The sequence below is a fragment of the Prosthecobacter sp. Pr1 genome (assembly GCF_057652315.1).
Genome location: NZ_JBYFBS010000010.1, coordinates 85,141 through 97,546 on the forward strand (window position 1 = coordinate 85,141; position 12,406 = coordinate 97,546).

Annotated in this window: 11 protein-coding genes and 1 tRNA gene; 7 read left to right on the top strand and 5 right to left on the bottom strand. The window is 60.5% G+C overall.

Annotated elements, in window-relative coordinates; genetic code table 11:
- Positions 1-4: 4 nt before the first annotated feature.
- The 3 genes from AC24GY_RS16995 (at position 5) to asnB (ending at position 2,811) form a co-directional block, all read left to right on the top strand.
- Positions 5-268, top strand: a complete 264-nt coding sequence (locus tag AC24GY_RS16995) for a UPF0175 family protein (RefSeq protein WP_422321383.1) — start codon at positions 5-7, stop codon at positions 266-268.
- Positions 265-756, top strand: a complete 492-nt coding sequence (locus tag AC24GY_RS17000; RefSeq protein WP_487685521.1) for a PIN domain-containing protein — start codon at positions 265-267, stop codon at positions 754-756. The genes AC24GY_RS16995 and AC24GY_RS17000 overlap by 4 nt, the downstream gene beginning before the upstream one ends.
- Before the next feature lie 93 nt (positions 757-849).
- Positions 850-2,811 (top strand): asparagine synthase (glutamine-hydrolyzing), encoded by a 1,962-nt coding sequence (asnB, locus tag AC24GY_RS17005; protein WP_487685524.1) that lies wholly within the window; start codon positions 850-852, stop codon positions 2,809-2,811.
- A 462-nt stretch (positions 2,812-3,273) separates the two neighbouring features.
- On the opposite strand, the gene AC24GY_RS17010 is transcribed toward asnB, so the two are convergent.
- Both AC24GY_RS17010 and AC24GY_RS17015 read right to left on the bottom strand, forming a co-directional pair.
- Complete coding sequence (locus AC24GY_RS17010; RefSeq protein ID WP_487685527.1) at positions 3,274-4,044, bottom strand: hypothetical protein; 771 nt, start codon at positions 4,042-4,044, stop codon at positions 3,274-3,276.
- Between the two features lie 4 nt (positions 4,045-4,048).
- Positions 4,049-5,332: an amidase gene (locus AC24GY_RS17015; RefSeq protein ID WP_487685530.1), complete on the bottom strand. Its 1,284-nt coding sequence runs from the start codon at positions 5,330-5,332 to the stop codon at positions 4,049-4,051.
- Between the two features lie 332 nt (positions 5,333-5,664).
- Between AC24GY_RS17015 and AC24GY_RS17020 the strand changes: the two genes are divergently transcribed.
- Together AC24GY_RS17020 and AC24GY_RS17025 are read left to right on the top strand one after the other, a co-directional pair.
- Positions 5,665-5,865, top strand: a complete 201-nt coding sequence (locus AC24GY_RS17020; protein WP_422321377.1) for a YezD family protein — start codon at positions 5,665-5,667, stop codon at positions 5,863-5,865.
- A gap of 217 nt (positions 5,866-6,082) precedes the next feature.
- Positions 6,083-6,859, top strand: a complete 777-nt coding sequence (locus AC24GY_RS17025; protein WP_487685532.1) for a M14 family metallopeptidase — start codon at positions 6,083-6,085, stop codon at positions 6,857-6,859.
- Between the two features lie 12 nt (positions 6,860-6,871).
- Here AC24GY_RS17025 and AC24GY_RS17030 read toward each other — a convergent pair whose 3' ends face one another.
- Both AC24GY_RS17030 and AC24GY_RS17035 read right to left on the bottom strand, forming a co-directional pair.
- Positions 6,872-7,201 carry a hypothetical protein gene (locus AC24GY_RS17030; RefSeq protein ID WP_487685535.1) on the bottom strand — a complete coding sequence of 110 codons (330 nt, stop codon included), beginning with the start codon at positions 7,199-7,201 and terminating at the stop codon, positions 6,872-6,874.
- 201 nt (positions 7,202-7,402) lie between these two features.
- On the bottom strand, positions 7,403-7,810 hold the full coding sequence (locus AC24GY_RS17035; RefSeq protein WP_487685538.1) for a PGPGW domain-containing protein: 408 nt from the start codon (positions 7,808-7,810) through the stop codon (positions 7,403-7,405).
- A 283-nt stretch (positions 7,811-8,093) separates the two neighbouring features.
- On the opposite strand from AC24GY_RS17035, the gene AC24GY_RS17040 reads away from it, so the two are divergent.
- The gene (locus AC24GY_RS17040; RefSeq protein ID WP_487685541.1) at positions 8,094-9,695 is read left to right on the top strand and encodes a hypothetical protein; all 1,602 of its coding nucleotides are present in this window, start codon (positions 8,094-8,096) and stop codon (positions 9,693-9,695) included.
- A gap of 46 nt (positions 9,696-9,741) precedes the next feature.
- On the opposite strand, the gene AC24GY_RS17045 is transcribed toward AC24GY_RS17040, so the two are convergent.
- Positions 9,742-9,826, bottom strand: a tRNA-Leu gene (locus AC24GY_RS17045).
- A 142-nt stretch (positions 9,827-9,968) separates the two neighbouring features.
- Between AC24GY_RS17045 and AC24GY_RS17050 the strand changes: the two genes are divergently transcribed.
- On the top strand, positions 9,969-12,344 hold the full coding sequence (locus tag AC24GY_RS17050; protein ID WP_487685545.1) for an alpha/beta hydrolase family protein: 2,376 nt from the start codon (positions 9,969-9,971) through the stop codon (positions 12,342-12,344).
- The last annotated feature ends 62 nt before the right edge of the window (positions 12,345-12,406 follow it).

Below are 12,406 nucleotides of genomic sequence, written 5' to 3' on the forward strand. Positions count from 1 at the left end.
CGGCATGACCATTGTCCTCGAACTACCCGATGCATGGAAGCGTCTGCTCGGCCTCGACACGGCTGACGCCGCCGGGCGCGCGCGTGAAATGCTGATCACCGAGAGCTATCGCGAAGGCAGGCTTTCGCGCGGTCAGGCTGCAGAAATGCTGGGGCTGGGCTTTCATGAGGCGGAGACCTTTTTCAAGCGGCAGGGCGCAGAGCAGCAGCCCTCCTGGGAGGAGCTTGAAGAGAGTTCTGCAAAGTTGCGTTCATTCTTGCAGGCATGAACTCGACCGGCGTGGTCGTGGCGGACACCACCCCGCTCAACTATCTCATCCTGATCGGACGCACCGACATTCTTGGCTCGCTCTTTGGAGAAGTCTTGATCCCCTCGGCTGTGCTCGCGGAACTTCGTCACCCCAAAGCTCCTGAAGCCGTGGAGCGCTGGCTCCAGGCACCTCCGTCTTGGCTGCGGGTCATGCAGGTCCGTCATCTGGATGAGACTGTACAGCTCGGCAAAGGTGAAACGGAGGCCATCAGCCTTGCTCTGGAGCAAAGGCTGAAAGTGGTCCTGATGGACGAACGCCGCGGCAGGATGGCGGCGGAAACACGCGGCCTGCTGGCTGTTGGCACGCTCAACTTGATTGACCTCGCAGATGAACGCCGGCTCTGCAATGGCATCGAATTGCTTGAAGATCTGCGGCAAACAACCTTCCGCGCCGATGCCGAACTGCTGAAGCGCTTTGAAGCCCGGATGCAGGCGCGGTGGAAATGATCCCGGCAGGCCCCGCCCCCATATGGGGTCTATCCCTACCTGACCAGTTAACGATTGCTTCACCCCCCCATACGCAGCGATAACGTTCCACATATGTGTGGCATTGCTGGTATCATGGATCTGGCCGGAAGGCGTTCGGTGTCTGAAGGTGTCGTCGAACGCATGGCTCGCGCCTTGACTCACCGGGGCCCCGATGAAGAAGGCTTTTTCAAGCGCCCCGGCGTCTCCCTCGCTTCCCGCCGTCTCAGCATTGTCGGTCTCGCCGATGGTCAGCAGCCCATGTGCAATGAAGACCAGAGCGCTTACACCGTTTACAACGGCGAGTTCTTCGACTTCCCCGAAAAGCGCGCCGAGCTCGTTTCACGCGGCCACGTTCTTCACACCCACTGCGATACCGAGATCATCCCGCATCTCTGGGAGGAAAGTCACGAAGCCATGTTCGAGCGCATGCGCGGCCAGTTTGCCGTCGCCTTGTACGATGTCCCGCGCCATCAGCTCACCCTCGGGCGCGATCGCTTCGGCATCGCCCCCTTGTATTGGACACGCCAGGGCGACTGGCTGCTCTTTGCCTCCGAGATCAAAGGCCTGCTGGCTTCTGGTATGTTCACCCCGCAGGCTGACCGGAAGGGCATTGATCACATCTTCACCTTCGGCGCCATGCCCGGACCGACGACGTGCTTCGCCGGCATCCATCTCCTCCGTGCCGGCCACTACCTGCAGATCACCCCCGGTGAGGCAGAGCCCATCAAGGAGCACACTTATTGGGAAATGGATTTCCCCAATCAGGGCGATGAAGACCCCACGACTGATCCCACCAAGCTCGTCGATGAGTTGGAGAGCCTTCTCCTTCAAGCCGTGGACAAACGCCTCCGCGCCGATGTTCCCGTCGGCGCCTACCTCTCCGGCGGTCTCGATTCCAGCATGATCGTCGCCATGGCCTGCAAGCTCAAAGGCGAATCCATCAACACCTACACCATTCGTGTCGATGATCCGAAGCTCGATGAACTCAGCGCCGCCCAGCGTACCGCCAAGCACATCGGCACCAAGCCCCCCATCGTTCAGGACTTTCGCGCCAGCGATGCCCTGGACATGTATCCCCAGCTCATCCACGCCGCCGAAGCACCCGTCATCGACACCTCCTGCGCTGCGCTGCTCATGCTCGCACGCCGCGTCCACACCAATGGTCAAAAAGTCGTCCTCACCGGCGAAGGCGCAGACGAATGGCTCGCAGGCTATCCCTGGTACAAGATCGCCAAGATCTTCGGCGCTCTTGATGCCATCCCCGGCCTGCGCCTCAGCGACATGGCACGCCGCGCATTCCTCCGCCTCAACAAAGTCCCTCACTATCCCGCCACCAGCCGCAAGATGTGGGAGGACGCCGTCGGCGGCCCCAATGCCTGGATCGACAGCTATGGCGTGCTCGCGCTCTCCAAACTCCGCTTCTACGGTGAACCCATGCGCGAAGTCCTCGCCACCGCCCGCCCTTGGGACAGCCTCGGCATGAATCTCGAGCGCGCCAAGCACTGGACCCCGCTCAATCGCAGCCTCTGGGTCGGCGCACGCGTCACCCTCGCCGGTCATCTGCTTCAGGCCAAAGGAGATCGCGTGGCCATGCACTCCTCCGTCGAAGTCCGCTACCCCTTCCTCGACGAAGACGTCTTCGACTTCACCTCCAAGCTCGCCCCGCAGTGGAAGCTCAAGGGCTTCCGCGACAAACACCTCCTGCGCCTCGTCGCCGAACGCTGGCTCCCGAAAGAAATCGCCCGCCGGCAAAAAGTCATCTTCCGCGCTCCGCTCGACAGCTTCCACATCGACCCCGAGCCCAAGTTTGTCAGTGAACTTCTCAGCGAAGAATCCCTGCGCCGCACCGGCTACTTCGACATCGCCCAAGTCCGCCACTGGCGGAAAGCCTTCCGCGAACTCCGCGCCGGCTCCCTCCCGCGCCTCTCCGTCGAAATGGGCCTCGCCGCCGTCGTCGCCACCCAGCTCTGGCACCACACCTTCATCGACGGCACTCTCGCCGATCTCCCCACCTCCGCGCCCGGCAAGGTGTAGCAGCCATAGCAATCTGCGGAGCGCCGACCTTTCCGAGCCCGTCCCAGGCTTCGTAGCTTTGGCGAAAAAGCCAGCACTCCGCAAACACCCACAGCATGAATGGCACTCAGTTAAGGCGATTTTTTCTGCGCTTTGACCTCTTTCGACGCATCGTTTGCCGCTCCCGGATTCCCTTGGCAAACAGGCGTCATCTTCCCCCACTCCGCTCTGCCACACGCCAGCCCTGAAGGGGCTGCGGAATTTAGCCCAGGGTCAGCCGAGCCTCAGCGAGGCGACCCTGGGTTGGCTGTGCCACGACCGGGAAGCAAACCCAGCGCATCGCCGCACGCCAAGCCCACCAGCAGCGTCTGCAATGAACCCCGCCGCGCTAAGAGCGTGCGGCTGGCTCCCTAGCCCTCGCTTTCCCAAACCCTGCAAGCTACAAAGTAATATAAAGTGTCATTCAATCTCTCCCCACCCACTTCAAGGCAGCTTCGCCAGCTCCGCACGCCCCAGCGCCTTCACCTCTGCATCATCCTTCTCCATGTCGGGCATCGTCAGCCCCTTTGTGATATACTTCCGCGCCTCCGCATTCCTCCCCATGTGCGCAAACGTCCGCCCCAGCTCAATGAAATGCCGTGGGCGCCGCGGGTTGATCGCAATCGCACGCTCAAAGCACTTCACCGCCGTCTCATTCGTCGTCGTCGGCAGCTTGCCGTAGATCAGTCCGCCCAGCAGATGTTTCAGCGTACCCACATTGGCCAGCACCTGATGCCACCTCCCCAGCACATGCCAGGCCACATCATTGCGCGGATTCAGGGCGATCGCCCGGTCCGCCCCCGCTTTGATCAGCGGCGTCGCCGCCACCTGCTCCTTGTTCCCCTGATACGGCAGCATGCGTCCGTAAGTGATCGCCGGTGAGATCTGCGCGTCCGAATCATTCGGCCCCAGCTTGGCCGCACGCTTGCCATAGTCCAGCGCCACCGCGCCAATTTTGAGCTTCTCCGCCCCCGTGCCCGCGTCAGACATCAGATGCCGGTACTGCCGCGCGATGCGCACCAGCAGGGCCACATTCGCAGGCTCCAGCTTCTCCGCAGGCAGATAGTACCGCAGCGCATCATTGGCCTTAAATTGGACATCATACACATCACCGCTCTGCATCAGCTCAGTCGCGCTTTGCGCACGACTGGTTGTGCAGGTGAGCAGCAGCGCTGCGGCATAGAGAGTGGTTCGGCAGAGGGAGGATAGGTACATGGTGTTAGTTTTGGTGTTCAATCAGTCGGCCCGCATTCAGGAGTGCGGCCTCGCTCAGGCGCGGACCCACCAGTTGCAGGCTGGTCACGGGAGTCGTCTTGCCCTGGGGCGGCATCTGGATCGGAATGGCCAGCGCGGGATTGCCCGCATAGTTCACCGCCACCGTGTTCTGCATCTCAAACACCCGCAGTTCAAACACCACATCAGATCCCCAGTACGGCATCTTCGGCGGCAGTCCCTGCAGCGTCGGCACCGCGATGAAATCCACCCGCTTGAAAACCGACCTCAGTTCCCGCTGCCAGGCCGCCTTGCGCTTCACCGCCCCGGCATAGCCAAATTTGTAGTCCAGCTCGCCCTTCGCCAGCACCAGCTTCGTCAGCAGGCTCACGCCTTTTTGGTTCGCGTACTTCTGGTCGTTGTACCACGCATCCCCCAGCGCCACCACCTTGCCGTCCTTCTCCGCAGCACGCCATTTCTTCTCGAAGTCCTTGCTCAGCCTCACGATCTTGAAATGCCGCGCCGTGAGCTCTGCGTCGATCGCCTTGTCGATCGCCGAATCCGTCCCGTTCAAATACAGCCTGCCGATCGTGATCTGCCGTGCCCGTGGTTTGTCAGCCACCGCCTCCCGGTACTTCCCCGCAAACCCACGCTGCAGCAGGTCCATCCCCTGCGCCAGATCGCCAATGTTTCGTGCCAGCGGCCCCACCGTGTCCAGATGCTTCGGCGAGATCGGAAACACACCCTTCGTGGAAACCAGCCCAAAGGTTGTCTTCAGCCCATACACACCGTTGCAGGCCGCAGGCACCCGGATGGATCCGCCCGTGTCCGTGCCAAACGCCACATCCGCCATGTGCGTGGCCACGGCCACCGCCGAGCCGCTCGAAGAACCACCTGGGATCACATCGCCTTTGCCATCCAGCCGGCTTTTCGGCGTGCCAAAAAATCGGTTCTCGCCGGACACCGTCACCGCAAACTCCGTCAGATTCGTTTTGCCCACGATCTGCACATTGCGTTCCCGCGCCAGCGCCAGACACGGCGCATCACGCACCGCCGGGGCGCTGTGCTTCGCCACATACTCAGACCCCGCCGAAGTTACCCGCCCCTTCATGTCAATGTTGTCTTTCACCGCCAGCCGCAGCCCCTCGCCCTGCGCAGATGCCGGCCAGTAGCTGATGAAGGCATGCTCACGCGCCTGCTTCAGCCGCCGCTCCTGCGGCGAGACACAGCCATCGAGCACCATCATCACCAACCCGCCAAGAACAAGACCCCACACACGCTTTTTTATCATATTGACCCCCAGCATGCCCCCGCACCACCGCCCCCACAATGGGGTGAACACTCCATAGCGCGGCTGACAAACCCATCACATTCCCCGCACCTTTCATGGAAAGCATGTGCCGCAAGCAGGGCGGCACGCGCTGCATCCACAGCTTCTCAGGCGTTGTTTTCGCAAACTGCGCACACCGCTTCAAAGCGAAACCGCCGCCCTTGCCACCGATGCCCGCAAAATTTACTTATTCCTACTTGCTCGATGTATATTTAAGTATAATACTTTCCACGCATTCATCCCGCCCCCCCTCACGCAGTCATAACCCCGCACCAACCACCCATCCCCGCGCCATGTCTCAGCAAACCCCAGAAGCCGAAGTCGAGTCCTGGGTCGACATCGTCAAACAGAAGGTCTCTGCGCTGCGCTTCGGCTCCGTTCAGATCATCGTCCATGAAGGCCGCGTCACGCAGGTCGAGAGCACGGAAAAGACCCGCCTTGCAGTGGATCCCCCGGCCACTCAAGCCAGAAGATTGTTCCAAGCTGCCAGCTGACCTCAGTTCCGCTTCACGAATTCTAACCATGTCATGCCACTCCAACATCGTTGAAACTATGGGCCGCACCCCGCTCCTCAAGCTCAACCGCCTCAGCACAGGCGTGCACGCCGCGATCGCTCGGAAGATCGTCACCATGGGTTGTTGCACCGGTGAACGCCACCACTCCGCCGCCCTCGCCCACGCAGCCCGCAACCCAGTTGGATCCTAAAACGCCATGTCAGCCTTGCCTTCACCTCTTATCTACACCGGGGACAGCATCCCCCGCCCTCTCATCCGCCGCCGTCATTTCGTGCTGCGTGAGCCCACGCCCGAGATCGAGCGCGGCACCTTCATCCCAAAGATCATCTCCAAGCCGGTCAATCCCGGCTATGGCTTCAAGTTCGCCATCTTCGCCGGCATCCATGGCGATGAAGAAGCAGGCACGCTTGCCGCCTTTGATCTCATCCGCTGGGCCTCCGAGCAGCCGGTGGAGCTCCACGACTACGAGCTCCACATCTATCCCGTGTGCAATCCCACCGGCCGCCGCTCCCACACCCGGCACTCCGGCAGCGGCATTGATCTGAACCGCCAGTTCTGGAATGAATCCGACGAGCCTGAAATCCAGTACCTCGAAGGCGAGCTGCGCCGTGAAAAATACGACGGCATCATCTCCCTGCATTCAGATGCAGACAGCGATGGCGTCTACGGCTTTGTCGGCGGCTCCTTCCTCAGCGAGCATCTGCTGAAGCCCGCACTGCGCGCCGCATCCAAGATCCTGCCGCGCAATGACTCCCAGGTCATCGACGGCTTCCTCGCCGACAAGGGCATCATTCGCGAAGGCTACCTCGGCATGCTCACCGCACCTCCCGGCCAGTCCTCCTCAGCCCTGGAGATCGTCTTTGAAACCCCGTCTCTGGCGCCCATGCCCCTGCAGGTCTCCGCCACCGTCGTCGCCGTCAAAACCATCCTCGCACGCTACCGCCAGCTCCAGTCCTACGCCCCGAATCTCTAACCCTCTCTAGTTTCATTCCGCGTTTCTCACGCTTACTTCGTCAATAGGGATGCTTGCCCCTGGATTTTCCAGAGTGGCGGGGAACGCCTGGAAAAGGGCCGTGTTTGATGGGATCTTTGAGACAATCTCCTCATCAAGTGTGACCTTGGGCCGCTGGGGCTCCTCCCTGCCGACGATGTGGCTGTGATCCTTCTGCAGGTCATAGAGCAGCGGCACGCGCACGTACCACCAGCCCATGTCTTCATATCGCATACCACGCGATTTCCGCTGAGCCAGCCATTGCTGCTCGAAGGCTTTCGTCGCTTTGAAGCTGGCCACTGCCGGGATTTGCTGGCTGGCCATCTCCCATCGTTTAATGAGCTTCCTTTACTCCCAGTGAAGCATGGTCTTCATCTCCTCGGCGGTTAACCGGACCTCGAAACCCAGCCCGTCCTCGGCATCTTCTCCAGACTCGGCCGCTGCCACGGCTGACACGCCGCCAATGCCCATGGTGCAGGTCTCCCCCCCCAGCGCCCCACCCGCCTTCCCGTGCCTGGGGTGGCCTTAGGTAAACCAAATCCACATGGCCACTGCCGCAACCATGAACAACGCGGCTGCGCAGGCAGCCAGAAGCACGCACTTTACAGTTCCCGCCTTTTTGCAGATCTGCCGCATTTTCTGCATCAGCCCGGCCCGGACTCTATCTGTACGGTCCAGCACCCGGGCGACCTCCATGGATTCCGCCGCCAGCATCATCAGCCCACCGGCCAGCAGGACAGTCCCCGGCCCCGGCAAAGGCAGCGCCACCACACCCAGCAAACAGATGACGATGCCGGCGATCACAAACCCATGCTTTCTGCCCGCGCTGGAGTCACCTTGTTTGGCCTTCCGCCGCTTGTGGACCTCCTGAAACCGGCGCCCCGGAGGGCTGCTGAGAAACAAGTGCCACTGCTGTTTGAGAGTCTGGATCATTGGAGGCCTGACAGATGCCACGAATGGGAACCAATCACTGCCGCCACGGCAATCGAAGCATTTTTAGCAATGGCTGTGTTGCCCGGCACAAGGTGATGATGATTCGCATCTCACCCAAAACCCCGGATGGCATCCGCAGGCAAATGAACCACCTGTCCCGTGCACATCAGCAATGTTACGACGCGTGGAACTAGCTTCAGGCACTCAGAACGGTTCAGGCGCGTCACACTTTTTAGATTGTTGGCTTATTCAATCATAAGCACCCCACCAATCCATTACTAACATGCCTCACAATGACGTCTCCTTCCTCGCCTTCGGTCAGGATCACCGCAACGCAGATGCTCTGCGGGATATCACCGCCAGGATCAAAGAGCTGCATGCGGCAAACGTACCCGTCGTCATCTGCATTGAGCACAGTCCCGGTGTCACGGCAGAATCTGAACTCAAGTTGTTGCAGTACAGGGCCGCAGTAGGTGGCTATTTCGATCAATGCCTCAAAAATCTGCAAAGCAATCCGCCCGGCCCAGGTCCCGACAAAGCCAGTTTTAACAAGGCAACCGAACACGTCTACGGCAGCGTCCTGGAACAGGGAGCCGACTTCTACAGGTATGTCTCCAGCGTTGATTTTCAGACCAACTGGGAGGCGAATGAATTATGCGGCAGGTCAGCCGCTACGGCCGCCGAACTCGAATTGATGGAGTTTGCCATTGCCAGCGGCATCCCGGTCAAAGGGCTTGATCTCCCCAAGAAAGAGGTCCTCTACCGCACACAAGGGGCTGACGCAGCAGAATTCAGGCGCATTGACCACATGGCTGATCAAGCCCTTGAGCACATGCAGTCACTGGCCGATGACAAGGGTGGCGTAGTCATCGCCCTCAACATGGGTGCCAGCCATGTGGGAAACCTTGAGGCACGGCTGCTGGAAAAGGTCTCTGAGTCCCAGCTCTCCCAGCAGGCCAATATCCAGGTGCAGTCCTGCGTGATGCTCGATGATCCTGAAAACGGACCAGCCGTTTCCATCGTTGGCCACGAGGCAGCGCAGGGCTTGCAGCTGATGCAAGATGGGGCGCAGAGAATCGAGCGTCATGCCGAGAAGATGGCGAAAAACATGACCTTGGAAAACTTACAAAATGACCTGGGCAGGCAGGTTAACGGCGTCCAGAAATGCCAGGAAATCCTTGAGGCTCTTGAACAGGCTCAGCTCCAAAACCTCGCCGATCTCAGGGCAAACATTGAAACCATCCACGGTGAACCATTTGACGATGCAGCTGATTTTCAGGACCACCTGGCTGATATGGTGGATTCGCCGGGGTGCAGTTCGTTCGCAGCCTTGCTGAGCAACCCGCTGGGCGATGACCTCACCCAATACCCGCTGGCGGAAGAGGACGCAAAACTCATCCTCAATGATCAGAAACAGACAGTATCCAGTTGGATTAAATCCGGTAAAGAGATGCAGCAGAAAACCGGGCATCAGATCGATCGATTCAAGGCCGGTGTCCCGCACGAGGGGCGCGATGACTGGCAGTTTTCCCAGCGGGCCAAAACGCAAATAGGCAGCAAGATTTCCGCAGATCCCACCCCGTTTCTCCGGCCAGACAAAGGCAGCTACGCAGCGGGACTGAATGCACAGATGGCACCGGTGCTGCAGCGCCACGCTCCCTCCTTGCCAATCGCGGCGGACATTCTCCCCGCACCAGCGCCCCCTGTCCCAGTAGCCCCGGTAAAGCCACCTTTGGAAGATGTCCGGGCCAGCCTCCAAAAAAGCGAACTACGCCAGCGAAAAGTGTCTCACCTTCCTCACACTGTGGGTGGCGACGCTCCTGAGCTGGCTGCGCCGGCACGTGCCCCTAGAGTCATTCCCCCCGGCAAATTAAAAACAGACTGATCTGCCTTCACCAGTTCTCAATATCAACTCTTTGTACTTCAAAGAGTGGTGCTCGGGAAGGGACTCGAACCCTTAAGCCTTTCGGCACAAGATCCTTAGTCTTGCGCGTATACCAATTCCGCCACCCGAGCAGGTGTGAAAAACAGGGGCCGCGAATATAGACGCTTCAGTTTTTATGCAACCACTGTTTTGCATTTTCGTGCACTTTTATGCGCCGATGGAAAAGACGATCACTCTTGCCTTCGCACCGCGTTTTGACTGTCATCCCATCTCATGCGCACTTCCCTGCTCCTCTGCCTGCTGCCGTCCCTCCTCTTCGCGGCCTCGCCCTACCCTGAAAAGACCCCCGACACCCCGGGAAACAGGCTCATCGACCGCTACTTCGCCGAGCAGACGCGCGAGATCACCGCAGACAACGGCCTCGCGCAGATCACCACCGCTGCCGACTGGGAAGCCAAAGCCCCCGAGTACCGCCGCCAGCTCTTTGAGATGCTCGGCCTTGATCCCCTGCCGGAGAAGACCCCGCTGAATGCCACCAAAACCGGCGAGCTCAAAGGCGACGGCTACATCGTGGAAAAAATGCACTTCCAGTCCATGCCCGGACTCTACGTCACGGCGAATCTCTACCTGCCCGAGAAGGTGGACAAACCCCTGCCCACCATCCTCTACGTCTGCGGCCATGCCGTTGTGGTCAAAGACGGCGTCAGCCTCGGCAACAAGGCCGGCTACGAGCACCACGGCGTCTGGTACGCCCGCCACGGCTACGCCTGCATGATCATCGACACCGTGCAGCTCGGCGAGATCCGTGGCGAGCACCACGGCACCTACAGCAAAGGCCGCTGGTGGTGGTTCTCACGCGGCTACACCCCCGCAGGCCTCGAAGCCTGGAGTTGCATCCGCGCGCTCGACTACCTCGAAACCCGCAAGGAAGTGGACAAGACGCGCTTCGGCGTCACCGGCCGCAGCGGCGGCGGTGCCTACTCCTGGTGGATCACCGCGCTGGATGAGCGCATCAAAGCCAGCGCCCCCACCGCCGGCGTCACCGACATGCAGAATCAAGTCATCGACGGCTGCGTCGAAGGCCACTGCGACTGCATGTTCTTCGTGAACACCTACCGCTGGAATTTCGAGCGCATGGTCGCCCTCGCCGCACCCCGCCCGCTCCTCATCGTCAACACCGACAAAGACAGCATCTTCCCCATCGACGGCGTCTTCCGCATCTACCAAAACGTGCGCAAGATCTACACCCTCCTCGGCAAGGAGGGGAACATCGGCCTCCAGGTCGCCGAAGGTCCGCACAAAGACCTGCAGCCGCTGAACATGGGCGCCTTCCATTGGTTCGAGCGCTTCCTCAAAGGCGCAGATTCCATGGCCGTGCTCGATGAAGGCGCCAAAAAAACCATCCAGCCCGCCTCCCTGCGCGTCTTCACGGAGATCCCCAAGGACGAGATCAACACCAAGGCCGACGAAACCTTCGTCCCCATGGCCAAAGCCCCCGCTCCTGCCACCAATGCCGCCGATTGGTCCAAGCAGAGCGACACCTGGATGAACGACCTCAAAGACAAAGTCTTCGCGGGCTGGCCCAAAGACATCGCCTCCGTCAATCCGCAGAAGGAAAGCAGCGCCGAAGTCGATGGCATCCGCATGACCGCCTACGACTTCGACAGCCAGTCCCCCTTCCGCCTGCGCCTCTACATCGTCCATCGCGATGGCCTCCGCGCCGAAGACCTCCAGCTCGTCGCGCTCAACGTGCTCGATGAAGCCGGCTGGGATGAATTCTGCGCCACCTACCACAGCCGCTTTGGCAAGCTCATCGAAGTCTTCCCCGGTGCCCCGAAGGACGACGCCGCCTTTGAGCAGGAAAAGAAAATGTTCACGAACTTCAAATGGGGCATGGCCTACATCTGCCCGCGCGGCGTCGGCCCCACCGCCTGGACCGGCAGCCCCAAAGCCCAGACCCAGCGCCTCCGCCGCTTCTACCTCCTCGGCCAGACCCTCGATGGCATGCGCGTGTGGGACGTCCGCCGCACCCTGCAAACCATCCGCGCCATCCCCGGCTTCGGCGAAACCCCGCTGTGGATTCAGGCCCATCGCGACATGGCCGTCGATGCCCTCTACGCCTCCCTCTTTGAAGACAACATCAAGCGCCTCGACCTCCACGACATGCCCCTCACCCACAACGGCACCGTCACCGGCGATCCCAATGCCGTCGGCCCCGCCATGCTGAACGTCCTCAAATACCTCGACATCCCCCAGGCCACCGCCATGGCCGCCATGCGCAGCAAAGTCGTCGTCTACGCCCCCGACAAAGCCGCCTGGGACTACCCCGCCACATTGACCAAGAACCTCGGCAAAGAAACCCAGTTCCAAGTCCGCGTCCCCGTGAAGCCCGAGGAGGTGAAGGAAGAGCCGCAGAAGAAAGAGGAGCCCAAGAAACAGCCAGCTGATGCTCCCGAGAAATCCGGCGATGCTCCGAAAAAATCCGCCGCCCTCTCGTCCGCCCCCACTCCAGTGGTGATCTCCACCCTCCCCAACATCCCCTTCGCCAGCCCACCACCACGCCGGGACATGCCCAAGAAGGACACCATTAAAAGAGACACCATCAAGAGAGACCGCATCAAAAGGGACAGCCCCACACGGCGGAAGTGAACATGTGAAAGTGATCCTCTGTTTGCCTCACTTGCTTGCGAGGTCTAGGATATTTAGAATTT

What these genes read in the sequence shown, in the direction of transcription:
- AC24GY_RS16995 (WP_422321383.1), top strand. Translation starts at nt 5, where the DNA reads ATGACCATTGTCCTCGAACTACCCGATGCATGGAAGCGTCTGCTCGGC.
- AC24GY_RS17000 (WP_487685521.1), top strand. Translation starts at nt 265, where the DNA reads ATGAACTCGACCGGCGTGGTCGTGGCGGACACCACCCCGCTCAACTAT.
- asnB (WP_487685524.1), top strand. Translation starts at nt 850, where the DNA reads ATGTGTGGCATTGCTGGTATCATGGATCTGGCCGGAAGGCGTTCGGTG.
- AC24GY_RS17010 (WP_487685527.1), bottom strand. Translation starts at nt 4,044, where the DNA reads ATGTACCTATCCTCCCTCTGCCGAACCACTCTCTATGCCGCAGCGCTG.
- AC24GY_RS17015 (WP_487685530.1), bottom strand. Translation starts at nt 5,332, where the DNA reads ATGATAAAAAAGCGTGTGTGGGGTCTTGTTCTTGGCGGGTTGGTGATG.
- AC24GY_RS17020 (WP_422321377.1), top strand. Translation starts at nt 5,665, where the DNA reads ATGTCTCAGCAAACCCCAGAAGCCGAAGTCGAGTCCTGGGTCGACATC.
- AC24GY_RS17025 (WP_487685532.1), top strand. Translation starts at nt 6,083, where the DNA reads ATGTCAGCCTTGCCTTCACCTCTTATCTACACCGGGGACAGCATCCCC.
- AC24GY_RS17030 (WP_487685535.1), bottom strand. Translation starts at nt 7,201, where the DNA reads ATGGCCAGCCAGCAAATCCCGGCAGTGGCCAGCTTCAAAGCGACGAAA.
- AC24GY_RS17035 (WP_487685538.1), bottom strand. Translation starts at nt 7,810, where the DNA reads ATGATCCAGACTCTCAAACAGCAGTGGCACTTGTTTCTCAGCAGCCCT.
- AC24GY_RS17040 (WP_487685541.1), top strand. Translation starts at nt 8,094, where the DNA reads ATGCCTCACAATGACGTCTCCTTCCTCGCCTTCGGTCAGGATCACCGC.
- AC24GY_RS17050 (WP_487685545.1), top strand. Translation starts at nt 9,969, where the DNA reads ATGCGCACTTCCCTGCTCCTCTGCCTGCTGCCGTCCCTCCTCTTCGCG.